We start from the raw sequence: 550 nt of genomic DNA on the forward strand, positions 1-550 counted from the left end.
AAGAAACATACTAAGATTAGTAGTGCAGGCCAAGGCATTGGTTCGCACTACTATTTTTTATATAGTAGAAGTGAAGAAAGGGGCGTGTATGCTTTAGGATTCCGAATCCGTAAAAAAAACTGACCTTCTTCACTTACCTTATTTGAATCAGTTTTTAGTATGTTGGTCCTCGAGATCGTGTATAAGAAATGGGAATCGATAAGTGTAAGATGAAGACTTCAACTTTACGTCAGGAGGAACCTTATGAGACACGTAATTGCATTTGATATCAGTATGGGTAAAAGTTATATGGTCATTTATAATGCACAAAAACAATGTATCTTTGAAAAAGAAATCAAACATTCAAAGTCTGAATTTGAAGAGCTACAAAAAAAGATACATGAGCTTACCAATGAAACTGGCAAATCACCTGAAATTGTGTTCGAAGCAACAGGTATTTATTCCAGGCAGCTAGAACGATTTATGCAAGATAACCAATATACATATTGTCTATTAAACCCCTTAGAAGCAAAATTACAATGTGATTCCTTACGGATTCATAAAACGGACC

At 34.7% G+C, this 550-nt stretch carries 1 protein-coding gene; it reads left to right on the forward strand.

Features of this window, described 5'->3' with window-relative positions:
• Positions 1-243 precede the first annotated feature (243 nt).
• A partial coding sequence (locus BAQ49_RS02725; protein WP_165616021.1) for an IS110 family transposase occupies positions 244-550 on the forward strand: 307 nt, incomplete at its 3' end.

Source organism: Bacillus proteolyticus (genome assembly GCF_001884065.1).
GTDB classification, from domain to species: Bacteria; Bacillota; Bacilli; order Bacillales; family Bacillaceae_G; genus Bacillus_A; species Bacillus_A proteolyticus.